The organism is Streptomyces sp. NPDC006174, assembly GCF_040614075.1.
Classification (GTDB): Bacteria; Actinomycetota; Actinomycetes; order Streptomycetales; family Streptomycetaceae; genus Streptomyces.
On record NZ_JBEXTJ010000013.1, the window covers coordinates 53,609 to 77,826 of the forward strand.

20 protein-coding genes and 3 pseudogenes are annotated in these 24,218 nt (G+C 69.6%); 16 read left to right on the forward strand and 7 right to left on the reverse strand.

Annotated features, from left to right (window positions below; all coding sequences use genetic code 11):
• Nucleotides 1-39 precede the first annotated feature (39 nt).
• The 7 genes from eccCa (at nucleotide 40) to ABZ267_RS26615 (ending at nucleotide 9,737) form a co-directional block, all read left to right on the forward strand.
• Entirely contained in the window at nucleotides 40-4,026 is a 3,987-nt protein-coding gene (gene eccCa / locus ABZ267_RS26585) for a type VII secretion protein EccCa (protein ID WP_356751325.1), read from the forward strand.
• Nucleotides 4,027-4,090: 64 nt separating this feature from the next.
• Nucleotides 4,091-5,551 (forward strand): DUF6177 family protein, encoded by a 1,461-nt coding sequence (locus ABZ267_RS26590; protein ID WP_356751327.1) that lies wholly within the window; start codon nucleotides 4,091-4,093, stop codon nucleotides 5,549-5,551.
• Between the two features lie 131 nt (nucleotides 5,552-5,682).
• Complete coding sequence (locus tag ABZ267_RS26595; RefSeq protein ID WP_327218343.1) at nucleotides 5,683-6,015, forward strand: hypothetical protein; 333 nt, start codon at nucleotides 5,683-5,685, stop codon at nucleotides 6,013-6,015.
• A 56-nt stretch (nucleotides 6,016-6,071) separates the two neighbouring features.
• Nucleotides 6,072-6,383 carry a pore-forming ESAT-6 family protein gene (locus ABZ267_RS26600; RefSeq protein ID WP_093688479.1) on the forward strand — a complete coding sequence of 104 codons (312 nt, stop codon included), beginning with the start codon at nucleotides 6,072-6,074 and terminating at the stop codon, nucleotides 6,381-6,383.
• Nucleotides 6,384-6,462: 79 nt separating this feature from the next.
• Nucleotides 6,463-6,888: a DUF6507 family protein gene (locus tag ABZ267_RS26605; protein WP_356751330.1), complete on the forward strand. Its 426-nt coding sequence runs from the start codon at nucleotides 6,463-6,465 to the stop codon at nucleotides 6,886-6,888.
• On the forward strand, nucleotides 6,885-9,338 hold the full coding sequence (locus ABZ267_RS26610) for a hypothetical protein (protein WP_356751332.1): 2,454 nt from the start codon (nucleotides 6,885-6,887) through the stop codon (nucleotides 9,336-9,338). The genes ABZ267_RS26605 and ABZ267_RS26610 overlap by 4 nt, the downstream gene beginning before the upstream one ends.
• Before the next feature lie 15 nt (nucleotides 9,339-9,353).
• Nucleotides 9,354-9,737 carry a hypothetical protein gene (locus ABZ267_RS26615; protein ID WP_356751334.1) on the forward strand — a complete coding sequence of 128 codons (384 nt, stop codon included), beginning with the start codon at nucleotides 9,354-9,356 and terminating at the stop codon, nucleotides 9,735-9,737.
• 20 nt (nucleotides 9,738-9,757) lie between these two features.
• On the opposite strand, the pseudogene ABZ267_RS26620 reads toward ABZ267_RS26615, so the two are convergent.
• Together ABZ267_RS26620 and ABZ267_RS26625 are read right to left on the reverse strand one after the other, a co-directional pair.
• Nucleotides 9,758-10,116 (reverse strand): annotated as a pseudogene (locus ABZ267_RS26620) (TipAS antibiotic-recognition domain-containing protein); the annotation flags it as partial.
• Nucleotides 10,117-10,624: 508 nt separating this feature from the next.
• Nucleotides 10,625-11,248, reverse strand: coding sequence for a hypothetical protein (locus tag ABZ267_RS26625; RefSeq protein WP_356751336.1), 624 nt, complete (start codon nucleotides 11,246-11,248; stop codon nucleotides 10,625-10,627).
• 473 nt (nucleotides 11,249-11,721) lie between these two features.
• On the opposite strand from ABZ267_RS26625, the pseudogene ABZ267_RS26630 reads away from it, so the two are divergent.
• Nucleotides 11,722-11,913 (forward strand): annotated as a pseudogene (locus ABZ267_RS26630) (HTH domain-containing protein); the annotation flags it as partial.
• 650 nt (nucleotides 11,914-12,563) lie between these two features.
• Nucleotides 12,564-14,759, forward strand: a complete 2,196-nt coding sequence (locus ABZ267_RS26635; protein ID WP_356751338.1) for an acyltransferase family protein — start codon at nucleotides 12,564-12,566, stop codon at nucleotides 14,757-14,759.
• A 47-nt stretch (nucleotides 14,760-14,806) separates the two neighbouring features.
• Here the strand turns inward: ABZ267_RS26635 and ABZ267_RS26640 are convergent.
• Together ABZ267_RS26640 and ABZ267_RS26645 are read right to left on the reverse strand one after the other, a co-directional pair.
• Nucleotides 14,807-15,812 (reverse strand): annotated as a pseudogene (locus ABZ267_RS26640) (hypothetical protein).
• A 352-nt stretch (nucleotides 15,813-16,164) separates the two neighbouring features.
• Complete coding sequence (locus ABZ267_RS26645) at nucleotides 16,165-16,509, reverse strand: hypothetical protein (protein WP_356363293.1); 345 nt, start codon at nucleotides 16,507-16,509, stop codon at nucleotides 16,165-16,167.
• Between the two features lie 132 nt (nucleotides 16,510-16,641).
• Between ABZ267_RS26645 and ABZ267_RS26650 the strand changes: the two genes are divergently transcribed.
• Together ABZ267_RS26650 and ABZ267_RS26655 are read left to right on the forward strand one after the other, a co-directional pair.
• A complete protein-coding gene (locus tag ABZ267_RS26650; RefSeq protein WP_356751340.1) occupies nucleotides 16,642-17,442 on the forward strand; it encodes a helix-turn-helix transcriptional regulator in 801 nt (266 codons plus the stop codon).
• A complete protein-coding gene (locus ABZ267_RS26655; RefSeq protein WP_356751342.1) occupies nucleotides 17,435-17,650 on the forward strand; it encodes a DUF397 domain-containing protein in 216 nt (71 codons plus the stop codon). The genes ABZ267_RS26650 and ABZ267_RS26655 overlap by 8 nt, the downstream gene beginning before the upstream one ends.
• A 76-nt stretch (nucleotides 17,651-17,726) precedes the next feature.
• On the opposite strand, the gene ABZ267_RS26660 is transcribed toward ABZ267_RS26655, so the two are convergent.
• Complete coding sequence (locus ABZ267_RS26660; protein WP_356751344.1) at nucleotides 17,727-18,080, reverse strand: PRC-barrel domain-containing protein; 354 nt, start codon at nucleotides 18,078-18,080, stop codon at nucleotides 17,727-17,729.
• A gap of 311 nt (nucleotides 18,081-18,391) precedes the next feature.
• On the opposite strand from ABZ267_RS26660, the gene ABZ267_RS26665 reads away from it, so the two are divergent.
• The 4 genes from ABZ267_RS26665 (at nucleotide 18,392) to ABZ267_RS26680 (ending at nucleotide 22,310) form a co-directional block, all read left to right on the forward strand.
• Nucleotides 18,392-19,060, forward strand: coding sequence for a MarR family winged helix-turn-helix transcriptional regulator (locus ABZ267_RS26665; RefSeq protein ID WP_356751346.1), 669 nt, complete (start codon nucleotides 18,392-18,394; stop codon nucleotides 19,058-19,060).
• A 144-nt stretch (nucleotides 19,061-19,204) separates the two neighbouring features.
• A complete protein-coding gene (locus ABZ267_RS26670) occupies nucleotides 19,205-20,362 on the forward strand; it encodes an acyl-CoA dehydrogenase family protein (RefSeq protein ID WP_356751348.1) in 1,158 nt (385 codons plus the stop codon).
• A gap of 38 nt (nucleotides 20,363-20,400) precedes the next feature.
• Nucleotides 20,401-21,288 (forward strand): acyl-CoA thioesterase II, encoded by an 888-nt coding sequence (locus ABZ267_RS26675; RefSeq protein ID WP_356751350.1) that lies wholly within the window; start codon nucleotides 20,401-20,403, stop codon nucleotides 21,286-21,288.
• Nucleotides 21,289-21,326: 38 nt separating this feature from the next.
• On the forward strand, nucleotides 21,327-22,310 hold the full coding sequence (locus tag ABZ267_RS26680; RefSeq protein WP_356751352.1) for a cation diffusion facilitator family transporter: 984 nt from the start codon (nucleotides 21,327-21,329) through the stop codon (nucleotides 22,308-22,310).
• A 4-nt stretch (nucleotides 22,311-22,314) separates the two neighbouring features.
• Here ABZ267_RS26680 and ABZ267_RS26685 read toward each other — a convergent pair whose 3' ends face one another.
• Entirely contained in the window at nucleotides 22,315-22,749 is a 435-nt protein-coding gene (locus tag ABZ267_RS26685; RefSeq protein ID WP_356751354.1) for a YdeI/OmpD-associated family protein, read from the reverse strand.
• Between the two features lie 104 nt (nucleotides 22,750-22,853).
• On the reverse strand, nucleotides 22,854-23,669 hold the full coding sequence (locus ABZ267_RS26690) for a phosphatase (protein WP_356751356.1): 816 nt from the start codon (nucleotides 23,667-23,669) through the stop codon (nucleotides 22,854-22,856).
• A gap of 347 nt (nucleotides 23,670-24,016) precedes the next feature.
• Between ABZ267_RS26690 and ABZ267_RS26695 the strand changes: the two genes are divergently transcribed.
• On the forward strand, nucleotides 24,017-24,217 hold the full coding sequence (locus tag ABZ267_RS26695) for a hypothetical protein (protein ID WP_356751555.1): 201 nt from the start codon (nucleotides 24,017-24,019) through the stop codon (nucleotides 24,215-24,217).
• Nucleotide 24,218: the final 1 nt, after the last annotated feature.

Here is a 24,218-nt window from a genome sequence, read left to right on the forward strand (position 1 = left end):
CGTGAACCACGAGCCGACCGCGAACGTGGGACGAAGCCGATGAGCACCCGACTGATCCACCGCCCCGCCCGGACCACCCGCCCGCCGGCCGCTCCCGCGCCCCGCACCATCGAGGCCCCGCCGAACCTCCCGGAAGGAAAGGCGGGCAACATCGCGATGTCGCTGCTGCCGGTCGCCGGGGTCATGTCGTCCGTCGTGATGATGACGGTCGTCCGCAACAGCCAGTTCGCCGCGCTCGGCGCGATCATCCTCGTGGTCACCGTCATCGGTTCCGTCGCGCTGCTCTTCTCGCAGCGCGGCAAGGCCCAGCGCACCCGGCGCACGCAGCGCGAGGCCTATCTCGCCTATGTGGAGGATCTACGCGAAGAACTGTCGGCCGAGGAGCGCGAGCGGCGCGAGCGGGCGGACGTGCTGAACCCGCCGCCGTACGCCCTGTACGACATCGTGCGCGACCCGGCCCGCCTCTGGGAGCGGCGGCGGGTCGACGACGACTTCCTGCGGGTGCGGGTCGGCACGGGCGAGATGCCCGTACGGGATCTGCAGATAGCCGAGCCGGGGTCGTCGGTGCTCACGCCGCCCGACCTGTTCATGCTCAACGAGGCCTCGGCGCTGGTGAAGCGGTTCCGCAACGGCACCGAACTGCCGCTCACCGTCCCGCTGGACCGGATCGGCAACGTCAGCGTGATCGGCCCTCGCGAGGACTGCCTGCGGGTGGCCCGCGCGCTGCTCGTCCAGACCGCCGCGCTGCACGCCCCCGACGACGTGGCCATCGCCCTGGCCGCGCCCGGCGACCGGATGGCCGACTGGGAGTGGGCCAAGTGGCTGCCGCATCTGCTCGACACCGAGCAGTTCGACGGCCCGGTCGCCGCCCGCCGCATCGCTCCCTCCGCACCTCAGCTCGCCCGGCAGCTCGGCCCGGAGCTGCGCCGCCGGGCCTCCTACGCGGCCGAGGTCCGCCGCGGCCTGGCCGGACGGGACGCGCTGTCCATGAACTCCCGGCTGCTCGTCGTCACCGACGGACACGGTGAGGACGCCGTCGACCTGCCGCGCCCGGATGACGCCGTCGGCCTCAGCGAGATGGGCGTCACCGTGCTGCACCTGCTGGAGCGGCGGGTGCAGGAGCCGGGGCAGGTCAGCGTACGGATCACCGTCGACGGCACCGGCGTGGCCATCGAGGACCTCAGAGCCCCGGAGCCCTTGGAGGCGCACGGCACGGTGGACGAGGCCGGGATCCCGTTCGCCGAGGGCCTGGCCCGGATGCTCGCGCCGCTGCGGCTGTCCGCCGAGTCCCTGGCCGACGCGCCGCTCTCCGGGCCCGTCGAGTTCGCGGCGATGCTCGGCATCGACGACGTGGCCCGCCTCGACCTGGACCGGCTGTGGGCGCCGCGCGGCGAACGGGCCTTCCTCCGCGTCCCGATCGGCATCAGCGACTCCCACGAGCCGGTGCTCCTGGACCTCAAGGAGTCCTCGGAGCTGGGCATGGGACCGCACGGTCTCTGCGTCGGTGCGACCGGTTCCGGTAAGTCGGAGCTGCTGCGGACGCTCGTCCTCGCTCTGGTGGCCACGCATCCGCCGGAGGATCTGGCGCTGGTGCTGGTCGACTACAAGGGCGGCGCGACGTTCGCGCCGTTCGCGGAGCTGCCGCACGTCGCCGGGGTCATCACCAACCTGGAGAACCAGGCGGGTCTCGTCGAGCGCGTCCACTCCTCGCTGGCCGGTGAGGTCAAGCGGCGCCAGCAGGCACTCAAGGACGCGGGCAACGTCGCCGACATCGGCGACTACGCGGCCCTGCGCGCCGAGAAGCGGCCGGACCTGGATCCGCTGCCGCATCTGTTCGTGGTGATCGACGAGTTCGGTGAACTTCTCACCGCCAAACCGGACTTCATCGACCTGTTCCTCTCCGTCGGCCGGATCGGCCGCTCCATCGGCGTCCACCTCCTGCTCTCCAGCCAGCGCATCGAGGGCGGCAAGCTCAAGGGGCTGGACACCTACCTCTCGTACCGGCTCGGGCTGCGGACCTTCTCCGCCGACGAATCCCGTACGGTCCTGGACACCACGGACGCCTTCCACCTGCCTCCGCTGCCCGGCTTCGGCTATCTGAAGGTCGACACGAGCCATTACGCCCGCTTCAAGGCCGGTTACGTATCAGGTGGCTACCGCGGTCCGGTGCGCAGCACCGAGGCCGAGGAGACCGGCCCGCTCGCGCTGCCGTACGAGGCGTTCAACACCCTGGCCGGCCCGGACGAGGCACAGCGGACGGCCGAACCGGCCTCGCGGCGCCGCGAGACGGGCCCGACGGAACTCGGCGTCATGGTCGAGCAGCTGACCGGCGCCGCGCCGCCCGTACGGAGCATCTGGCTGCCTCCGCTGCCGACCGCCACCGCGCTGGACACCGTCGCCGGTCCGCTGGACATCGGCCCGCACGGGATGCGGCTGGCCGGAGCCGGGCAGTCCGGCAGGCCGGTGCGCGTCCCGGTCGGCCTGCTGGACGACCCGGCCAAGCAGTGGCAGGGCCAGTGGTTCCTGGACCTCACGGTGGCGGGCGGCCACGTGGCGGTGATCGGCGGACCGCAGTCCGGCAAGACGACGCTCCTGCGCACCCTGGTCCTCTCGCTCGCGCTGACCCACACACCGCGCGAGGTCGGCGTCTACGGTCTCGACCTCGTCGGCGGCGGCCTCCAGGCGCTCTCGGGGCTGCCGCACGTCGGCGGCATCGCGGGCCGCGCCGACCGGGAGCGGGCCGCACGCACCGTCGAGGAGGTCCGCACCATGCTCGCGCTGCGCGAGGACCTCTTCCGCGAGCACGGCATCGACTCGGTCGAGCAGCTCCGCACCCTGCACGCGGCCGGCCGGCTGCCCGAGCTCGCCTCGGCCGAGATCCTGCTCGTCATCGACGGATTCGGCGCGCTCCGCGACGACTTCGACGAGCTGGACGACGCGATCGCCGACATCCTCAAGCGCGGCGGCGGCTACGGCATCCACGTCGTCGCGGGCATGCTGCGCTGGAACGACGTCCGGATCGCCACCCAGTCGAACTTCGGCACGCGCGTCGAGCTGCGGCTGAACGACCCGAGCGAGTCCAGCATCGACCGCAAGCTCGCCGAGACCCTGTCGCCGGACGAGCCCGGCCGCGTCCTCACCGACGGCAAGCTCTTCGCGCAGGTGGCCCTCCCGCGCACGGACGGAACGGCCGACGTGACGGATCTCGGCGCGGTGCTGGAGCGTACGGCCCGCTCGGTGCGGGCCACCTGGAGCGGTGAAGTGGCGCAACCCGTAAGGGTGTTGCCGCACATCCTGGAGCCTCACTCGCTGCCGGGCCCGGCGGCCGAGCCCACCCGCGTACCGATCGGACTCGACCAGTCGGCGCTCGCGCCCGTAACTCTGGACCTGTTCCGGCACGACCAGCACCTGCTGGTACTCGGGGACAGCGAGTGCGGCAAGACGAACCTGCTGCGGACGGTGGCGCACGGCCTCATCGACCGTTACGGCGAAGACGAGTTGGTGTTCGCGGTGATGGATCCGCGGCGCTCGCTGCGCGGCGTGGTCCCGGAGGAGTTCAACGGCGGCTACGCCTACAACCCCAAGCTGTGCATGGGCCTTTCGATGGGCATCGCCACCGAACTCGAGAAACGGCTGCCCGACGAGAACGCCCGCCTGGAGGATCTGGAGCCCGGCAACTGGGGCAAGGGTCCGCGGATCGTCGTGCTCGTCGACGACTACGACGTCCTCACGACCGCCGGTCAGTCCCCGCTGGCCGCGTTCCTCCCGTACATCCCGTCGGCGGTCGACATCGGCCTCCACTTCGTGCTGACGCGCCGGGTCGCCGGCGCGTCGCGCGGTATGTACGAGCCGCTGGTGCAGGGCCTGCGGGAGTCCGGGGCCTCGGCGCTGCTGATGACCGGCGACCGCAGCGAGGGCCAGCTGTTCCCCGGCGTGTACGCCTCCCAACAGGCGCCGGGCCGTGGTGTGTTCATCCGCCGGGGCCAACCGAACCGCCTGATCCAGACGGTGTACGCGCCGAGATGACGTACACCGCCGCCGGGCCCATGACCGCCCACCGCCGAACGACGAAGGACCGGACGACCACCTCATGACCAAGGACGTCATCGCCCTCACCGCCAAGATGCCCGACCCGTGGGCCGTACTGGCGGGCCTGCTCTCCGGCGGCCCGGACAAGCTGGTGGGCACGCGCGGCGAGGGCGCGGTGATCCAGCTCTGCGACTCCGAGGGCCGGCCGCTCGTCTCCGTGGAGGCGCCGCTGCTGGTCTCCGTCGAAGGCGAGGCCGAGCGGCTGCTCGGGACCACGGCGCCGCCGGTCCCGTACTGGTGGACGGAGGCCCGCGCCACCACGGGCGTCGCGGAGGCGGAAGCGCTCGCAGGCACGTTCGCGACCCGGCTCGCCTCGCTCGTGGGCGGCTCCGCCTGGCCTGCGGACGCGGCCGGCTCGCTCACCGTGGTGAAGACCGACGGCGTGAGCGTCGCGCCGGAGCCCGCCGCCGCGCAGCCCGCGATCGACGTCCTCACCGAGCGGGTCGCGGTCGTCATCCAGGACCGGCCGGTGGTGGCGATGACGGCGTGGCTCTCCGACGCCTTCCGGGCGGCGGCCGAGGCGGGCCTCGGCCTCCAGATCGTCAGCCCGGCGGGCACCACGCTCTCTCCCGCCGTACGGGACACGTTGGGCGGCTGGCCGTCGCGCTGGATCGTGCAGGACGAGCGGGACGGCTACTACGACGGCCTGACCGGTGCCGTACTGCGCTGGCAGGACGGCATGTTCGCGCCGGTCGCCTCGCCGGACGCGACGGAGGACGACCCGCGCACTCCGGTGGCGGCCACCTTCAAGGAGGTCCACGACTCCGGCGAGCGCCAACTCGCCCTGACCTTCCGGATGGTGCACCCGGCGGACGACCGGCTGGTGCTGGGCGGCGGGCTGGAGACGGTGTGGCGGGAGCTGACGGGCGAACCGCCGGCCGGCTGGGGCACGTCGGAGCCGGCGACCTTGCCGTGGTCGCCGCGCCGGCTGACCGACGTGGCGCACGAGCGGGCGCCGGAACCGACCTGGTTCGTCGTGGTCGGCCACCGGGACCGGCCGGCCATCGCCACCGTACGGATCACGCGTACGGAGGCAGGCGTGGAGGAGCACGTCACGCTCGCGTTCGGTTACGGCAGCGACTCCGGCTCCGGCACCGGCTCCGGCTCCGGCTCCGGCTCCGGCGAGGAACTGCCCCTGGACGCGCTGCCCGCCGCCGCCGAGGCGCTCGCCACCCGCCACCACCTGCAGTCGATGCTCGTACAACTTCGCAAAGCACGCCGCGATGTGGCCGTGCCGCCGCGCTTCGAGGGCCCGGGAGTTCCGCTGGCCTTCGTACTGGGCGCCGAGGAGGTCCGGACGATGCCGGGAGACCGGGCCCGCCGCACACCGCTGGCCGAACAGCCGGTGACACTCGGCCCGAGGACCCGGCCCGCGCTGTACTACCCGCTGCCCGGTGACCCTTCGGACCTGTCGGGCTGGCAGGAGTACGAGCGGCTGGTGCGCCACCTCAAGGGCGCGTAGGACGAGGTGGCCGATGTCATGGATTGGTCACAACGCCACTCTGGCCGATTGCAGATTGCAGTCGTGACGTAAGGATTGATAGACATGAATCCGAACACGCATGCGCTCGTTCGAGGTGTTGGGGGAAGACGATGAAGTTCGACATGGGGACCTCGGTCCTTTCGACGCTGATCTCGCATTCGCAGGGTGCGAGTACGGATCTGGGGACGCTGATCCGGCAGCTCATCGCGGCGGCCGAGCCGCTGGAGGGCAAGTTCAACGGAGCGGGGAAGGTCGCGTTCGACGACTTCAAGAACCGCTCGGACGAGATCACCGCGGCGCTGAACGCTTCGCTGTCGGGGATCCTGGGCGGCCAGTCCGGGATGGACGCGGCGTTCGGTTCGGGTGACCAGGAGCAGGGCGAGAACGCGAAGACGCAGATGGCGTCGGCCAATTTCGACGCGGCACGTTTCGGCGGCCGTTGAGCCTGCCGACACGCAGGATTTTCGCATTTCACCACGGGGACCACGGGGAGTGATGGTTGATGGGCAGCACGGACCGGCGTTCGTACGACACGGGTGCCTCGACGGAGGTCCAGGGCAATATCCAGCTGGTGATCGCGCAGTTGGAGCAGGTGATCACGGCGCGGGACACGCAGGTGAAGGCGGCGATGAACGATTTCGCGGCCGATGGTGTGGCGGATGAGTACCACGGCAAGGAGCTGCGGTGGAACGCGACCTCGCAGGAGGTCAAGAACATCATCCAGCTGCTGCGGACGACGCTGGAGAAGAACGACGGGACCGCGTCGCAGACGCTGGCGCGCGCGAAGGCCGCGGTCGACGGCATCGGCTGACCCGGCGGCCGGCGTGTGCCGGTGGCGGGTGGTCCGGGGTCTGTTCCAGGGAGCCAGGAAGTACGGGGGTGGGGCGTCGGTGTCGGCGTGGGATATCAAGCCGCAGGGTGTGCAGGGTCAGTTGAAGGTCGTGGGTACGCATGCCGGTGATCTGGAGAAGGCGCTCGGCGCGTTCATGACCGACCTCTCGGAGGCGGCGACGGCGGCGGGGACGGCGGTGCCGGGTACGGCGGCCAGTACGCCGCTGCACGGCCCGGTGGCACCGGGACAGGCGCCGTTGTCGCAGGCGGCGATGGGCCCGGTGGCGGCCGCTCTGGGGCAGTACGCGCAGGCGCGGCAAGCTCAGTTGAAGTCGATGGCGGAGCGGATCCAGGCGGCCGTACTCGGGGCGGCGACAGCGACGAACGAGTACGTCGAGGGCGACCTGGAGACCGCCAAGCAGGCGCAGGACGCGGCGAAGTCGGTGCGTCTGGACGTTCTCAAGGACATGGGGGCCGGCAAGTGAGCGAGGACCAGCCGGTCGTCCTGGAGGGCATACCGGTCTTCACCGGCAACCTCGCGCTGCTGGACACGAAGGTGACCTCACTGGCCAAGGACGGGGAGAAGATCTCCTCGGCGGCGGCCGACATCCACAGCAGCTTCGGTGGTTTGCAGGCCTTCTACAAGGCGCCGGAGGCCGACCAGTTGTTCGCGACGACGAAGCCGGTCGCCGATCGCGGGGCCTCGCTCAAGGCGGACCTGGCCACCATCACCGGTGCGCTGAGCGCCTACTCGGACGACGCCCACCCCTTGGTGGAGAAGCTGAAGCGGCTCAAGCGGGAGGCCGGCGCCTTCCTCGTCAAGGTGGACGCGGACGACAAGTGGCGCGAGGACGGTGACCTGGTCGAGGAGAACAACAACCGCCGCGCGGAGATCGCCGAGACCTGGGCGGCGTTCCAGGCGGTCGAGCGCGCCTGCCACAACAAGATCATCAGCTTGGTGCCGGGCGGCACGCGGCTGAAGGTGGACGACGGTTCCGGCGGCAAGGGCATGTACGGCTACGACGCCGAGGCCCTCAAGCACGCCAAGGGCCTGCCGTGGGGTGACCCGGTGAAGGAGTCGACGCCCTGGTACCACGTCCATGAACACCTGTGGGACTTCGGCAAGGGCGTCGTCGTGGACGGTGTCTGGGGCACGATCAAGGGCCTGGGCACGCTGGTGGGCACCGACGGCTGGGAGTCCATGAAGCAGGCCTGGACCGGTCTGGCCAAGCTGGCCACCGGCGTTGTCATCTCCGCGACCCCGTTGGCGGCCGCGTTCTGGCTGACACCGGAGGACAAGCTTCCCTCGTGGCTGCGGGACTCCCGCACCGCGATGAAGGAGACCGGGAAGGCGCTGCTGGCCTGGGACCAGTGGAGCGAGAACCCTGCGCGCGCGGCGGGCGCGGTCACCTTCAACGTGGTGACCACCGTCTTCACCGGCGGCGCGGGCGGCGCGGTCGCCGGCGGCGGCAAGGCGGCACTCGCCGCGAAGGCCCTGTCCTTCGCGGGCAAGGCGGGCCGGGCCATCGACCCGATGACGTACCTCTTCAAGGGCGCGGGCGCGGGCCTGACGAAGATCAGCGACGTGATGGCCGGCCTCAAGGGCATGGGCACCATCGAGATCCCCACCCTTCCGCCGGGCGCGGTCACGCTCCCGGACGGCGCCTTCAAGCTGGCCGACGGCACCCTGCACCTGCCCGAGGGCGCGGCCATCCCGGACGGTGCGTTCGAGATCCCGAAGGGCGCGGTCAAACTCCCCGAAGGCATGAACATCCCCGCCGGAGCGGTCGACCTCGGCGACGGCGTGGTCCGCCTCCCCGACGGCATGACCCCACCCGCAGGCTCCCTCCCCATCCCCGAAGGCGCCCTCAAACTCCCCGAAGGCACCACCGCTCTGCCGGGCAACACGGTCAGACTGACCGACATGGACGGCAACGCGGTCCACATCGACGCCGAAGGAAACCTCCTCAAAGAGGACGGCACCCTCAAGCAACACCACTCCGCCGCCCCCGGAAACAACCCGACAGACGGCGCCCCCATCAGAACCGACGCGGACAGCCCACTCCCCCGCACCCCCGCCGAGGAATCAGCCCTGGTCGGTGCCGAAACTGGTCGCGGTTCCGGTAGTTCCATGGAAAACCACCTGCCCGACAAGGCTTTTGGTGACGGAACTCCATCCGCTTCCCGCGGAAACCCTGACGAGGGCGGGCCGAACAACGGCCTGGACGACGGGTCAGCCAGCGCGCACAAGAGCGACATGGCTTCCCACGACACCTCGTCTCCTGAGGCACCGACGGGCAGCCACGATAACGGCGTGCCGACCGATCACGGTAGGGGGGCCGACATCTCGCACGACTTGCACCCCGATGCCGCCGCGCACCTCGATGCAGCCGACATGGGAACCCGGCGCGACTTCGAAGCGCGAACCTCTCCCGAGTCGACAATCCCCCACCCGCCCAAGGAACCTGGCGACCTGGTTCTGAGTACTGGCGATCCGGTGTACTTCCGCGAGGGCAGGACGGCTATCGGATATGACAGAAGTACACTCATCAACTTTGAACTCGTCCGCCCTCTGGATGGATATCATGACGTCGTTGTGCATGGGAACGCCCAGGGGTTCTTTGAACCTGGCCGAGTGAACGAGGCAGGGGTAGGATTTTCCGCCGGCGATACCCACCCGACCCACATCGCCGAAGCAATCCGGGCCAACCCAAGCTACGACGGCGGTCCCGTGCGGCTCGTTTCTTGCCACACCGGGACGGCCGCAAAGGGCGCTTCGGACAATCCAGCAGCACAGGCGATCGCCAACGAGTTGGGCGTCCCCGTCATGGCTCCCACGAACAAGGTTGGCGTCAGTTCAAGGCTGGGCCCCGGACAGACGCCCGTTATATTTGACGGTGGATACTGGCGAACTTTTCTACCGTGGGTGCACTAAGAGGGGAACTACAGCATGAAGATTGCAGGATTTTTTCAGGAGCTCTGGCCGAAATCCTTCGGAGAACCTGTCGGCAGCGTACGGGAATACGTCGAAACAATCCCCTACCCAGACAGCAAGGAAGTCACCGCATACCTCCTCGCAGGCCACGAACTGTTCAGCGTGATGGGGTCTTCCGCTGATGTAATGGGGTCAGAAAGAACTATCCTCGGCGGAGATTCCATCTTCAGCGACGGCGAATGGATCTGGCGAGGTGACCTCTGGTTCTATTTGCGCACCTATCACGTGAGGCTACCAGCCGAGTTTCTCGCGCATGCAAGGAACAACAACTATGTGATGCCCGCCGAGGATGAGGCTCAACTCACCATGCTGGCCAAGTCAATCCAGAAGAAGCTGTAACACTTCCTGCAGTCCGGAAGTCAGCCAGGCCTGGAGGTGGCGTAGGCCGTGACGGCGTCCCGCTGGTACGCAGCGAGACCCGGCGCGACGGCCTCGGACGCGGCCCGCCACTGCTCGTTCTCCACGCAGGAGCGCCCGATCGCGCGGAACTCGTCGGCGGAGACCGGGTCAGCTCGGTGAGCGCCCGGAACTGTCCGTCGATCTCCGCCAGTACGGCGTCCTCGCCCGAGTCCGCACCGGCGGCCATCAGCTCTGCCAGCCGGACCATCAGCGCCGTACGCTCACGCTGCCCGGCCTCCGCCTCCGCGGGACTCATCCTGGCGGCCCGCCGCGCGCCCGCCTCGGCGAGCACCGGGAAGGCCCGCAGGTTCTCCTCGTACGGGAGGACTGGGCGAGGCCTATGGATTCATGGTGAAGCAAGGCACCCGGGGGACCTCCAGACCATCATCGCCGAGATGAAAGCTCGTCCCTATCTGTGGCGTTCTGGTGCGGCGATCCGACGGGAATGGGCCGCAGGCATTATGTGGAGTGGACTGTTGAGGAGGACGTGCGCCTGGGGCGGCAACACTCGACCGGCCACTTCATTTTTCCCGGGGTTGATGAGGAGGAAGACGGTCGGATCGTCTTCCGAGGGCGGCTGGGCCTGACGGGCGGTGGTGGAGCCGTGCTGGAAGTAGCCGGGACCCACATCCTGTTCGTCCTCGCCGACCCGCGGCCATCGAAGGCTGTCGATGGAACGTGGGTCGAAGTTCGTGTGGAGCGGAACAGCGTCAGTCTGTGGCCCTACCTGAACGCTCCTTAAGCGACGCGTACGTCAGCATCGGCCTGGTGTTACGCGTCGCTTACGCCTCGGACGGTCACTGACGCACAGCTCAGTGACCGCTCCTTCATTGCAGACGACCGAATAGTCGGGGCCGACGACTCTCTGTCGCCGTGCGGCCGAGCAGCCTGCGTAGACGTCCCTCGGGCACTGGGTGGCCAAGCAGAATCGCCTGTTCCTTCTTCAGCCGTGTGAATCGATCGCGGGTGTACTCCATCAGCCCCCGCCCCGGGAACGGTATGACCGACAGGTGCTCCTCGTAGCGGCCCTGCGCCCACCGCGCAGCCGTGATCTCGTAACCGGAGACGTGGGCGCAGAGTTGGAGCAGGACCGGAGGCATCTCCTGTTCGATGAGGAGGTCCGCCTTGGTGACCACCACGTCCCGCATCGCCTGGATGTTGGGGATGAAGACCGTGCTGGCCCACGTGCGCCACTCGGCAAGTTCCTGTTCTGTGGGTGGTATGTCGTGGTCGAAGGGATCGCGACCGTCGGGTCGGGCATGGCGCTCGGAGAAGGTGTCGTAGGTCCTGCTGTTGGCCTCCATCAGCGCGAACAAGGGCCCGTAGAAGTCGCTCAACTGCAGGTTGACGCGCGCCAGACGAGCTTGCCGTTGTGCCAGACGTACACCGTTGAGGTACGTCGCCAGATAACCGACGAGTGCCAGCGCGACGGTCACGATCAGAGTCGTCATGGCAAATGATGCTAGGTGGCGCCGGCCCCCGAACAGCCGGCCCCGACTCACCGGTCCAGGTGCCCTGGACAGCCGGCGCCGGCCGCAGGTGCTGCGCAGACCGCTTCAGGTGTCGGGCCAGGTCCTCCCGCACGAGGGGCGGCCTCTCGCCCGGAGTGAACCAGAGCAGCACGTCTTTGTCCGGACGAAGCGGTCCGGATCGTCCAGGCCCCGGAACCGGGTGCCGACCGCGATGCCCGCCGCCTCCTGGCCGGTCAAGAACTCCCGCTCGAAGAGCTCGATCAAGGTGTCCCGCGCACTCGAGTGGAGCGCGTACAGCCGGAGTTCGACGATGGTTACGCGACCGCCTCCGGTCAGCCGGACGCGGAGTTGTGGAAGGCCTGCGGTAGACCGTACGAAGCCCTCCATGCGCCGGAGGCTGGAGCTCGTCCCCTGACACCTCCTGTCAGGGGACGAGCTCGGAGAGAACCACCGTGCGCGCCACCCGCCTCATCTCCCTCCTGCTCCTCCTCCAGAATCGCGGCCACATGACCGCCGACGAACTCGCCGCCCGGCTGAAGGTGTCGGTCCGGACCGTCTACCGCGATGCCGAGGCGCTCGGCGCCGCCGGGTTTCCGCTGTACGGAGACATCGGGCACGGCGGCGGCTACCGCCTCCTCGACGGGCGACTGTCGGTCGTCGAAGCGCGCTGACAGCCCCCGGAGGCAACGACGGCAAGCGGTGATCAGCTCGGCAGGTCCATCACGCGGCACTCCGGGAGCATCGACGGCCCAGGACTCAGGAAATACCCCACCGAAGCCGGCCACACGGGCGCCCGGCCGTCCAGGGCTGACAGCCCACAACAGCCGCCGCGCAGACGATGCTGCAGGTCTCGGATCCGCCCGCCGCGCCGTCGAGCCCGTGGACCCGAGCGCAGCCCTGCCCTGCCCCCGGGCTCTCCGTGAAGACCACGGCATGGGATTGTCATACGGGCATACCGTCGACCTCTCCACGACTGAGGCTCGCGGCGCCTTCATCCCGACGGCGGCCGCCGAACCCACACGCTTACGCGACACGAGCTCCGGGCTCCGTGTCGCGCGAGGTGACGGAATTGCCGCGGCGCCGAAAGGCCGGAGCGCCACGGCGGCGGGCCACTGCCCAAGACGCCGCTTATGCGGCTTTCAAAGGACATGAGCTTGTCAGTGAGTGTTCCAACATGGTCCACTCTGGCGATATCGCGATGTACTGACAATCGTCATGGATCGCAGGCCGGGCCGAAGCCAGATTCGATCGACCGGCCCCGGAGGCGATCATCGGCGCCATCCGGTGATGCCTCATGAACAAGGAGATCCGCACGGTGCCCGTCCGCCGCCTCACGCATGCCCCGCGGCCCACGTCCGCCGACGTCCCGCCCCAGGCCGGCCCCCGCGACGGCACGCCCGGCGACCACGGGAAGGGGTCCGCCGGGCCGGCGGGTGGCGCGAATCTCCGGCTCGACATCCAGGGTCTGCGGGCGGTGGCCGTCACGCTCGTGGTGCTCGGGCACTCGGGGGTGACCTCCGTGGCCGGCGGATACGTCGGCGTGGACGTGTTCTTCGTCATATCCGGCTTCCTGATCACCTCGCTGCTGATCCGGGAGTGGAGCCGCGACGGCAAGATCTCCCTGGGCCGCTTCTACTCCCGCCGGGCGCTGCGCCTGCTGCCCGCCTCCACCTTGGTCGTGCTGGCGACGCTGGCGGGCTCCTGGCTCTTCCTGGGACCGCTGCGCTTCGCGGACTACGCCAAGGACGCCATCGCGTCCGCCTGGTACGTCGTCAACTTCCGGCTCGCCGAGGCCGGGACCGACTACTTCAACACGGATGTGCCGCCCTCACCGTTCCAGCACTTCTGGTCGCTGGCGGTCGAGGAGCAGTTCTATCTGATCTGGCCGATCGTGATGATCGTCGCCCTCAAGCTGTTCCGGCGACGGGCCCTGCTCGCGATCCCGCTGATCATCCTGGCCGGCGCCTCCTTCGCGCTGAACCTCCACCTCACCGAGACCGCTCCCTCCTGGGCCTACTTCGGTTCGCAGGGCCGGATCTGGGAGCTGGCGGTCGGCGCCCTGCTGGCTCTCGCGGCGCACCGCCTGAACGACATCCCGCGCCCGGTCGCCGCGGTCCTGAGCTGGGCCGGCCTGGCCGCCATCGCCTACGCCGCCGTGTCCTTCGACGAGGGCACGCCCTTCCCCGGCCACCACGCCGTGATCCCGGTCGCCGGCGCCGCGGCCGTCCTCGCCGGAGGCGCGGCGGCCGGCCGCTACGGCGCGGGCGCCGTCCTCTCGCTGCGGCCCGCCGTCTGGATCGGCGGGCTCTCCTACGCCTGGTACCTGTGGCACTGGCCGCTGATCGTCATCGTGCCGGCCGCCGCCGGCTTCGGTGCGCACGACGGTCCGCTGCGGCTGATCGCCGCGCTGGGCGGCATCCTGCTCGCCTGGGGAACGCTGCACCTGGTCGAGGACCCGATGCGCTTCCACCGCGCGTTCAAGGCCCACGCCGTCCGAGGGCTCACGCTGGGTCTGGGCCTGTCGGCCGTCACGGCCCTGGTCGCGGTGCTCACCCTCCAGTACCCGCCGACCCTGGACCAGGGCGCCGCGCGGCAGAACACCGCGAAGACGCTCGCCACCGCCCCCTACCCCAGTGCCGCCCTCACCGAGTTGCTGGCACAGCCGGTGGAGAAGCTCCCGGCCAACCTCGAACCGAGCCTGCGCGAGACCGCGGACGCACGGTCCGCGGTCTACACCGACAGCTGCGCACTCACCATGACCGGTACGAAACAGACCAAGCCCTGTCTGTACGGTGACAAGGACGCCGACCGCAGTGTGGTCCTCTTCGGCGACTCGCATGTCGCGCAGTGGTTCCCGGCGCTCGACGCGATCGCCCGCAAGCACAACTGGCGGCTCTACTCCTTCACCAAGAACGCCTGCAAGGTCTCCCAGGTCACCATCGAGTGGCAGAACGGCCCGTACTCCACCTGCGACGACTGGCGGGCGGAGACCATCAAGAAGATCCAGAAGCTGGAACCCGAACTCGTCATCACGTCGAGCTCCAACTCCGCCAAGCTGTACGGCGAGGGCGACCTGGGCAAGGAGTGGGGCAAGGGCCAGGCCGAGACGTACCGGATGCTCCAGCGCGGGCGCACCCAGGTGCTCACCGTGCTGGACAACCCCTGGCCGAAGAACAACGCGGTGGACTGCGTGGCGGTGAACCCCGACGACCTGGCGTCCTGCGCGCGCCCCCGTTCGGAGGCCGACCCCAAGCCCGAGGTCACCCGGGCGATCCGGGACGCCGCCGCCGCCGAGGACGTCGCGCTCATCGACCCGTACAACTGGGTCTGCGCCCCGTCAGGCACCTGCCCGGTCGTGGTCGGGAACACCCTGGTCTACCGGGACTACGGCCACCTTGCGGACGGCTACATCGAGGCCCTCACCCCGGTGGTGGAGGACGAACTGCTGCGCCTGTTCGGGGAGAACTTGAGCAAGCGCCCGGGTAACTGACACCCGCGCCGCACCCGACAGGAGCGCACGCGCGGCCGAGCCGGTCGTCAGGCGGCGGCCTGCGTGTGCCCGTGTTCTGCGCGGCAGTCGCGGCAACGGCCGGGTGTGGGTGAGCGGAAGGCGCGTTCGCAGCCGTCGCAGGTCTGGAACGGGGTCACGACGACGCGCGGACGGGTGGGGGCGGTGAGGTCGTCGGCGCCGGGGAGAGGCGGCGGCAGCAGCACGGTGAGGCGGTGTTTGAGGAGTTTGGCGGGGTGGCGGACGAGCTTGGGCGGGTCGTTGGTGAGGGCGTGGCGGATGGTGTCGGGGTGGGCGTCGCGTTCGAGCCAGGCCGCAACTGCCGGGGCGAGTTGGCGGATGTCGTTCTCGGAGAGCGTGAACTGCGGTGCGTGGCGGCGGAGGTCGCTGAGGAGCGCGGTGGCCGCGCGGTACAGCTCGGCGGTGAGCTCGCGGGGCTGAGGCAGAAGCGGGCGCGGCGGCTTGGGTGCGGTGGGATGCGGGACGAAGGGTGCGTGGTCCTGCGGCGCGTGCTCGTGTTCGTGTTCGTGCTCCTGTTGTACGTCGGGGAGTACGGGTGCCTGCGGTGCGGCCGGTTCCGGTGCGGGGCGCTCGGGCTCCGGTGGTTCGGGCGCGGGATCCTGCACCGGCGGCGGGGTCTGCGGTTCGGCGGGACGCTGCGCCGCAACTCGGGGTCGTAGCAGCGCCGTTGGCTGGTTGCAGAAGACCGTGCGGGTGACGATGCGGCCGTTGGGCAGACGGGTACGGGCTCGTCGCAGGTAGCCGTGGGCCTCCAGTTCGCGCAGGGCCGTGGCGATGAGCTTCTCGCCTTCGCGGAAGCGGGCCGCGAGCGCTTTGATGCCGATCTCGGTGCCTTGGGGCAGCGACTGGATGCGTACGGCGAAGCCCACGGCCGGCGTGCTGGGCGAGGTGGTTGCCGACGACGGTGAAGCGGTCGGTGTGCGGGATCACGATCTGGATCACGCCACGGGCCGGAAGAGGGCCGGGAAGATCTGCCAAGGCGCGCAGGAGGGCAGTACTCTGCTGGGTATCCATCGGGAAGCGTTCTCTTCCTTGGTGGTCAGGCCCTCGATCGGGATTGCAGTCCCGGCCGGGGGCCGACGTATGTCTGACGACTGATGTCTGGTGGCGTGAGCATATGCCTGCCAACCGGTGCGAAATCCAGCTGAGTTGGCAAAACTCACCCGTGTGGGTGACGCGCCCTAGGGATGCGTCAGGTGGAGGACGGGTTGGGTTGGGTGGGGTTATTTCTCTAGTTCTTCAAGTAGTTGATGTCGCTCGCCACCGCGTCGCGGCCGGGCACGATCCGGTGGGCGGTTTGTGCCGGAAACCGGATCGTGCCCGCGCACGACCCGGTCGGAATGAGTACGAACGTACGCCGTTACCGTCAGGGCAGCAGCCGCGTGAGCCCCTGGCCTGACGGGTGTTCGTCCCCGGAGTCGTCAGGAATCCCGAGCCTGAGCCCTCGGCTCCGGGCGACCCGGTGCACGTCCCGCAAGGAGTGGGTGAGGGCCTCGCTGACGTGGCGGAGCTGGATCTCGGTGGTCTGGTCGTCGGCCAGCATGTCGTCGGCGTGGTCCAGCAGTTCGAGCGCCATGCTCAGCTGCTGCGCCTCCACCTTGTCGGCGGCCTGCGAGACCCGGCCGGTGCCGTTGCCGACGACATAGCAGGGCCTGCCGCCCATGCCGGTCCAGGGAAGCAGGCGAGCCTCGTTCGGTGCTTTTTCGTTCATCAGAAGTCAACTCCGTGACAGGCGAGGGTGAATTCTTCGCCGAGTAGCGATCTCCTCACAGAGTGAGACCGACGTGGCTAGGCTCGCCAGAGGATTTGGAGTGACATCGCGCTTGTCGCACGGGAGTTGGCTGTGAGTAATACCTATGGTGAATGGTTGAAGTCTGCGCGTGAAGCGGCCGGGCTCACTCAGCAGGAGCTGGCGACGCTCGCTCTCATGACCCGGTCGCATATCTCGCACATCGAGGCCGGCCGCCGGGTGCCGAACGAAGAGGACGCCCGGCGACTGGACATGGTGCTGGGGACAGGGAATGTGCTCACCAGTTTCCGGCCCGGGGCCGAGGACGACGAAGTACTCGCGGACTACTTCGCACCGGTACGGCACCTTGAACAGCAAGCGACGACGATCCGCGAGTTCGCCCTGTCCTTCTTTCCTGGCATCCTGCAGACCGAGGCGTACGCACGTTGCGTTCTCAGCATGGCCTTCCCGCCGCCGACCCCGGCTGAATGTGACAAGGCCCTCGTCGCACGGATGGAGCGCGCGACGATTCTGCAAAACCCGGCGTCACCCGTGGTCTGGGCCATCCTGGACGAGGGGGCACTGCGACGGCCTATCGGCGGGCCGGAGATCATGGCGGAGCAGATCGAGCACGTCATCGCCCTCACCGAATCCAGGCGCATCCGTACGCACGTGCTTCCCATGTCGCTCGGGTATCACCCTCTGCTGGACAGCATGCTGACGCTGATGTGGTTCAAGGATCAGCCGCCCGCCGCCTACAGCGAGGGGGCTCGTACGGGGAAGCTGCACGATTCCCCAGCCGTAGTCGAGGCCCTCCAGGGCCGCTACGATCTTGCCTTGAGCGACGCGATGCCACGGGACGAGACTTTGGCATTCCTGAAGGCGACGGCGAGGAGCTACAGAGGACATGGCTGAGCAGATCACGACCACCACGGCATCGCTCAGTGGCTGGCGCAAGTCCTCCTACAGCGGCAGCGATTCGAACAGCTGCCTTGAGGTCCAGGACCACCACCCCACTGCTGTCCCCGTCCGCGACTCCAAGGTCCCCGACGGGCCGACGCTCCTCATCCCCGCCACCGGATGGTCCGCCTTCGTCACCGCCGTACAGGACGGAACCCTGTAGGCACACACGCGGGCGGGGCGGGACGCGATGTTCCGCGTCCCGCCTCGCCCCGCCTGCCGCGTGTCCGACTTTCAGGTCAGACGCGACGGTGGCGGCCGTAGTACTCACCGGTCGTCCGGTGGAAGTCCGCGTCGCCGACGTGCTTGTCCTTGTCGAACTCCGGAGCGTCCTTGATCTGGTCCTTCGTGAGGTCGATGTAGACCTTCTTGTCGTCCGCGTCGATCCGGCTCACCGTGCCCGCCGGGAGCAGGACGTGCTTGCCGAAGATCCATACGCCGGTGTCGACCACCAGGTACGAGGACGTGACGTCGTCGGAGTGCTTGTCGACCTTGCCGATGCTGCCGTCGGTCGCCTCGACCTTGTAACCGATCAGGTCGGTACCGGCGGTGTGGCCGGCGGTCGGCTGGTAGCCCCACAGGTTCTCAGACATAAAAGACTCCTTCGATCGCACCTGAATGAATATTGGTTCAGCGGACCGCGCACCCTGTCGAAAAGGTGCTCTTTCCGCGCTGCTCATTTCCTGAGCAACCGTTGACAGCCTCGTGCCCGGCACCCCCGGCGCCATGTCTGCGAACTCGTACGTTTTTCGATCCATTTTGCGGGAATTCGATGCACCCGCGTGGCGCCTCCGCGCGGCCCAGATGAAGAATCATGGGTTTCGGATCGGCTGAGGCGTCAACGCTATGAAGGACCGGCCCGTGCGCGCGGACGGGCCCGCAGCACGACCAAGGGTGTTCCAGCATGGGCGTAGAGCGGTACGGCCCTGATCACAGGCTGCGCGATGTGGCGCGGGCGATGCGTGGGGTCATCGAGCTGCTGGAGGTCTACTGGGCGCGGGCTCCGGACGGGTCCTCGTCCGTGTCCGCGCCGCAGCTGCGGGTCATGTACGTGCTCGAACGCCGTGAAGGCATCAATCTGCGGCAGCTCGGTGCGGAGCTGGAGGCCGCGCCGTCGTCGGTGAGCCGGCTGTGCGACCGGCTGGAGGCGCTCGGCTTCGTACGGCGATCCTCCAGCACGGCCAGCCGGCGCGAGGTCGAGCTGCGGCTGACCGGTCAGGGCCGGGTGCACCTGGACCGGCTGCGGGTCCGGCGCGAGGAGCGGCTGGCGGCCGTACTGTCCCGGGCGTCACCGTCCTCGTGGGCCCGGCTGATGGAGGGCGTGGAGGCCATCCGCGCCGCGCTCACCGCCGTACGCGCGGAACCGCCGGACGACGTGGCTCAGCCGTCCACGGGCCCAGGCGCGGAGCGGCACCCTGGCCCAGGCGCGGAGCGGCACCCTGGCCCAGGCGCGGAGCGGCACCCTGGCCCAGGCGCGGAGCGACCGCTCGACCACCGGGGACACCCGAATCCACCACCGCCGTCCGCAGCGGAACAGTCACCCGGCGACCGGGCACAACGACGTACGGGATGACCGCCGGACGCGTGCTGAGCATCACCCTGGACAGCTCCGTGACCGACCGGTAACTTCGAAGGGGAATGAGCAAGCGCTTAGCCATGCCCGGTGAGCGCAGGCGCGTCCACCGACGAACACTTCAGCCGATCAAGGAGGCACCCCGTGCGCCGTACGGTATTCAACGAGGACCACGAGGCGTTCCGGGAGACCATCCGCGCCTTCATCGCCGCCGAGGTCGTGCCGGTGTACGACGAGTGGTTCGCCGCGGGTCAGGTGCCGCGCGAGTTCTACCTCAAGCTGGGTGAGCTGGGCATCTTCGGCATCGAGGTGGACGAGGAGTACGGCGGCGCGGGCATCGACTCGCACAAGTACGAGGCCGTCATCTACGAGGAGACCGCCCGTGCCGGTGTCTCCTTCGGCGGCTCCGGCGTGCACACGCTGCTCGGCCTCCCGTACGTCAAGATGCTCGCCACCGACGAGCAGAAGAAGCGCTGGCTGCCGAAGTTCGCGACCGGCGAGGAGATGTGGGCGCTGGCGATGACCGAGCCGGGCACCGGCTCCGACGTCGCGGGCATGAAGACCACCGCCAAGCTCTCCGAGGACGGCACGCACTACGTCCTCAACGGCGCCAAGACCTTCATCACCGGTGGCGTCCACGCCGACCGCGTGATCGTCTGCGCCCGTACCGCCGCTCCGCGCGAGGACGACCGCCGCTTCGGCATCTCGCTCTTCGCCGTCGACACCAAGTCCGCGGGCTACTCGGTCGGCCGCAAGCTCGACAAGCTCGGCCTCAGGACCTCCGACACCGCCGAGCTGGCGTTCGTCGACGTCAAGGTCCCGGCCGAGGACCTCCTCGGCGAGGAGAACAAGGGCTTCGGCTACCTCGGCACCAACCTGGCCTCCGAGCGCTGGGGCATCGCCTTCGGTGCGTACGCGCAGGCCGCGGCCGCCGTCCGGTTCGCCAAGGAGTACGTCCAGGAGCGCACGGTCTTCGGCAAGACCGTCGCCTCGTTCCAGAACACGAAGTTCGAGCTGGCCGCCTGCCAGGCCGAGGTGGACGCGGCCCAGGCCGTCGCCGACCGTGCGCTGGAGGCCTTGGACGCCGGTGAGCTGACGGCAGCGGAGGCCGCCTCCGCCAAGCTGTTCTGCACCGAGGTCGCGCACCGCGTGATCGACCGCTGCCTCCAGCTCCACGGCGGCTACGGCTTCATGAACGAGTACCCGATCGCCCGCCTCTACGCGGACAACCGCGTCAACCGCATCTACGGCGGCACCAGCGAGGTCATGAAGTCGATCATCGCCAAGTCCATGGGCCTGTAGACAGACGCAGGCCGTTCGGTAAGGACTACGTTCTCTCCATGAGCGCAGCACTCGATTCCCTGCTCGATCTGCTCGACCTGGAGCAGATCGAGCGGGACATCTTCCGGGGCACGAGCCGCAGCGCGGTCGTGCCCCGGGTGTTCGGCGGGCAGGTCGCGGCCCAGGCGCTGGTCGCCGCCGGCCGGACCGTCCCCGCCGACCGGGCCGCCCACTCCCTGCACGCGTACTTCCTGCGCGCCGGCGACCCGGGCGCGCCCATCGTCTACAGCGTCGACCGCATCCGCGACGGCCGGTCCTTCACCACCCGCCGGGTCGTCGCCGTGCAGCACGGGCAGCCGATCTTCCACCTCTCCGCCTCCTTCCAGAGTCACGAGGACGGGCTGGAGCACCAGGCCGACATGCCCGCCTCGCCCGATCCGGAGACGCTGCCCACGGCCGCCGAGATGCTGCCCCGGTACGCGGACCGCTTCAGCGACCCGGGGATGGTGGACCGGCTGATCGAGGCGCGGGCCGCCGTCGACCTGCGGTATGTGGACGCGCCGCCGTTCGGCACGGTGAATGAGGCGCGCGAGCCGCGCTCGCAGGTCTGGTTCCGGACCAACGGCAAGCTCGCGGACGACCCGCTGCTGCACGTCTGCATGGCCACGTACGTCTCCGACATGACGCTGCTGGACTCGGTGCTCCTGGCCCACGGGCGCGGCGGCTGGGCGGTCGGCGACGTGGTCGGGGCCAGCCTGGACCACGCGATGTGGTTCCACCGGCCGTTCCGGGCGGACGAGTGGCTGCTGTACGACCAGGAGTCGCCGTCGGCCTCCGGCGGGCGCGGCCTGGGCCAGGCTCGGATCCACACCGCCGACGGCCGCCTCGCGATCACCGTCATCCAGGAAGGTGTCGTCCGGGTTCCGCGTGGACCGGCGGCGGGATGAGCCCCGCCTGAGGTGTCATCTCGGACATACTCCCCACCATGAGTGACGCGAAAGTCAAGAGCGAAGCCGATGACGGGGAAGCCGACGGCGGGGAGTCCACCTTCACCGTGATCGTGGCGGCCCTCGCCAACCTCGGCATCGCCGTGGCGAAGGCCGTCGCCGGCCTGATCAGCGGGTCGAGCGCGATGCTCTCCGAGGCGGCCCACTCGGTCGCGGACACCGTCACCGAGGTCATGCTCCTCACCGCGCTCAAGCGGAGCGAGAAGCCGGCCGACGAGGACCACCCGCTCGGTTACGGCCCCGAGCGGTACATCTGGGCCATGCTCGCCTCCATCGCCACCTTCGTCGGCGGTGCCGTCTTCTCCCTCTACGACGGTGTGCACACGCTGGTCGCCGGCGAGGAGCTGGGCAATCCGCTCGTCTCGTACATCGTCCTCGGCGTCGCCTTCCTGCTGGAGGGCTACTCGCTGCGCACCGGCGTCAAACAGGTGCGGCGCGAGGCGTCGCGGCTGCGGGTGCCGGACACGTACTACCTGCGCCACACGCCCGACACCGCCGTGAAGGCCGTCGTCATGGAGGACTCGGCGGCGCTGATCGGGCTGCTGCTGGCGGCGGGCGGGCTGCTCGGCGGGCAGCTGACGGGGTCCGGGGTCTGGGACGGGATCGCGTCCTGCCTGATCGGCCTGCTCCTCGTGTACGTGGCCTGGGTGCTCGGCCGGTCCAACGCGCAGCTGCTCATCGGGCGGCCGCTGCCTCCGGCGGTGCGGGCGGGCGTGCGCGATGAGCTGAAGTCCGTACCGCACATCGTCGACGTACTGGAGCTGACCACGCTCATCCAGGGCCCGTCGGAGATCATGATCGCCGCGAAGGTGGACTTCCGGGACATGGCGACGGCCGAGGAGGTCGAGTGGGCCTGCGAGGAGGCGGAGGCGCAGTTGCGGGAGCGGTTCCCGTCGGTGCGGCGGGTGTATCTGGACCCGACGCCGGGACGCGGGCAACGGGAGCGGCGCGCCGCTCCTTGAGGCCTTACGGCGTCAGCTCCGCCACCGCCTTCGCGATCCGCCGCTCCCGCGTGGCGTCCGTCTTCGCACCCTCGACCGACGTGACGTGCGCCTTCTGGCGGCTGGGCGAGAGGGCCGCGAACGCCTCGGCCGCGCCGGGAGCCGCGGCGAGCGCCGCCGCCAGGTCCTCGGGCGGCTCGACCGTGCGCGGCGCGGTGTCGAGCGTCAGCTCCACCTCGATGGCGTCGCCGCCCGCGATCCCGGTCTCCTTGCGCTTGTCGGAGCTGAACGGGATGAGGTAGCGGCCGCCCATGGGCGCGACGGTCGAGCGGTACGCGTAACCGTTCACGGTCACGTTCACCGGCGGGCGCTTGCCGGCGCCGAGCGCCTCGACCACGTCCTCCGGCACCTCGATGCCCGTGTTGTTGCCGCTCAGGAACATCGTCGTACGGAACTTCATGGCTCAAGCCCTTCGTCCACGTCGGCCGCCTCCCGGAGAGGCGGCCGTTGTCTTTCAGGGAAGACGCCCGCCCGGCCGGAAACTCATCGGGGCCGCCGGAACCTCTACGCCGCCGGCTCCTGTGCGGGCTCGGGCTCGTCCTCCAGCAGGCCCGCCGCGTGCAGCAGGTACTCCGTCATCGGGTCGTAGAAGCGCGGGTCGGTGACGTGGTCGTCCAGCGGCACGGTGACCTGGAGGGTGCCCTCCGCCTCGCCGAGGAAGAGGGCCGGGTCGTTGCAGTCCGCGTAGCCGATCGCGTCCAGCCCGCGCTGGCCCGCGCATCCCGCCCAGCCGTGGTCCGCGACGACGAGGTCGGGCAGCGGGCGGCCGAGGTGCGCCATGGCGTCCAGGATGGCCGCCATCGGGGCCGGGGAGTGGGTGTGCCAGAGCGTGGCGCCGCGCTCCAGCATCGCGACATCGGCGAACTGGAAGACCATGCCCTCGTCCGCCATCAGCCCCGACGGGATGCGGACGATCTCGCAGCCCGCCCGGCGCAGCGCGTCCGCCGTCTGCCGGTGCACGTCCAGCAGGCCGCCGGGGTGGCCGGTGGCGAAGAGGACCCGCTCACGGCCGTCCGCGGCCTTGCGCAGACGGGCCGCCATCCGCTCCAGGCCGTCGACCGTCAGCTCGGGATCGATGGTGTCCTGGCCGATCCGGTGCGCGGGATCGTCGTTCACTCCGCAGCGCTCAGCCATCACCGCGAGCACGTCCTGCTCGTCGGTCCAGCGGTCGCCGAGCTCCAGGCCCAGCCAGTAGTGGCGGTCACCGTTGGCGAGCTTGCGGTAGTGGGAGAGGTTGTTGTCGCGAGGCGTGGCCACGTCCCCCGCGATACGCGAACGGACGAGGTGATCGACGAGAGCGGCGCGGCTGGGTATCGGCATGCACCCATTGTGCCGCCCGGGGTGCGGGGCGTGCCTGGTGTCCCGTACGGCGGACGGGCCTGGCGCGGGCTCGGTGTCCCGTCCGGCGGGCGTCGGGCGGACCTGGCGCGTGCCCGGTGGCCCGCACGGCGGACCTCGGGCGGACCTGCGCGTTCCCGGTGTCCCGTACGACGGACAGTGCGGCCGGTGGCCCGGCAACTCTTCCGGGACTGTTCATCCGCGCGTGACCTGCCTCTTCCGCGTCCGGACAGGACGGCCGCTCGAATGGGAGCACTCAGAGGTCTGGACCAATCGAACCACGCCAATCCGGTGTCTCAATCCGTCCGTTGCCGCGATCTTGTGACCTGATGGCGGAGCTGCGGCCGGGTGCGGAGGTCGTCCCGAAGCCGGGCCGCACAGGAGCCAGAACCTTCCTGGCCGGGCTCCGCTCTCCCGCCGGTGTGCTGCCGCGCCGCTGGCCCGAGACGCTCGCCGCCTCCGCCGTCCTCCTGCTCACCGGTCTGCTCGCCTCGGGGTGGGTCAACCCGATGCTCCCCTGGTCGAGCTGAG

Coding starts and splice junctions, on each gene's coding strand:
- eccCa (WP_356751325.1), top strand. CDS start 40: ATGAGCACCCGACTGATCCACCGCCCCGCCCGGACCACCCGCCCGCCG.
- ABZ267_RS26590 (WP_356751327.1), top strand. CDS start 4,091: ATGACCAAGGACGTCATCGCCCTCACCGCCAAGATGCCCGACCCGTGG.
- ABZ267_RS26595 (WP_327218343.1), top strand. CDS start 5,683: ATGAAGTTCGACATGGGGACCTCGGTCCTTTCGACGCTGATCTCGCAT.
- ABZ267_RS26615 (WP_356751334.1), top strand. CDS start 9,354: ATGAAGATTGCAGGATTTTTTCAGGAGCTCTGGCCGAAATCCTTCGGA.
- ABZ267_RS26625 (WP_356751336.1), bottom strand. CDS start 11,248: ATGACGACTCTGATCGTGACCGTCGCGCTGGCACTCGTCGGTTATCTG.
- ABZ267_RS26635 (WP_356751338.1), top strand. CDS start 12,564: ATGAACAAGGAGATCCGCACGGTGCCCGTCCGCCGCCTCACGCATGCC.
- ABZ267_RS26645 (WP_356363293.1), bottom strand. CDS start 16,509: ATGAACGAAAAAGCACCGAACGAGGCTCGCCTGCTTCCCTGGACCGGC.
- ABZ267_RS26655 (WP_356751342.1), top strand. CDS start 17,435: ATGGCTGAGCAGATCACGACCACCACGGCATCGCTCAGTGGCTGGCGC.
- ABZ267_RS26660 (WP_356751344.1), bottom strand. CDS start 18,080: ATGTCTGAGAACCTGTGGGGCTACCAGCCGACCGCCGGCCACACCGCC.
- ABZ267_RS26665 (WP_356751346.1), top strand. CDS start 18,392: ATGGGCGTAGAGCGGTACGGCCCTGATCACAGGCTGCGCGATGTGGCG.
- ABZ267_RS26675 (WP_356751350.1), top strand. CDS start 20,401: ATGAGCGCAGCACTCGATTCCCTGCTCGATCTGCTCGACCTGGAGCAG.
- ABZ267_RS26680 (WP_356751352.1), top strand. CDS start 21,327: ATGAGTGACGCGAAAGTCAAGAGCGAAGCCGATGACGGGGAAGCCGAC.
- ABZ267_RS26685 (WP_356751354.1), bottom strand. CDS start 22,749: ATGAAGTTCCGTACGACGATGTTCCTGAGCGGCAACAACACGGGCATC.
- ABZ267_RS26690 (WP_356751356.1), bottom strand. CDS start 23,669: ATGCCGATACCCAGCCGCGCCGCTCTCGTCGATCACCTCGTCCGTTCG.
- ABZ267_RS26695 (WP_356751555.1), top strand. CDS start 24,017: ATGGCGGAGCTGCGGCCGGGTGCGGAGGTCGTCCCGAAGCCGGGCCGC.